The 359-nt window shown below is 54.3% G+C and carries 1 protein-coding gene; it reads left to right on the forward strand.

The window, feature by feature from the left end; genetic code table 11:
• On the forward strand, positions 1 to 359 hold a 359-nt coding region (locus AC1RPW_RS08175), incomplete at both ends, for a hypothetical protein (protein WP_481769469.1).

Raw genomic sequence — 359 nt, forward strand, 5'->3', positions numbered from 1 at the left:
GTTTGAGCCGCCGTGCGGGGTTAGCACCATTTATGGGCTGAACCGCGCTGCGGGCAAGGCATCGCAAAACTCGAATGGGGTAGGCAAATCATTGCTCTTCTCAGTGTTGCCTGAAGTGATGTATGACGAACCGCAAATCGGTGAGCGTTCGGACAAGATCAAGCAAGGCCGCCGCGACATCGAGTTCATGAGCCACGCAGGAAAGAAGGTGTTGGTGCGGCGTATAATGCGCGGCAAAACCGACAAGCTGGAAATCCACGTCAACGGGAAGGATAAAGAAATCCGAACCGTTGCTGAGGCCAAGAAAACCCTGTCTCGCCTGTTTCCGATCACCGCGTCTGCTTACCGCACCTATATCT

Source organism: Dellaglioa sp. CoH-55-MRSF-8 (genome assembly GCF_056782195.1).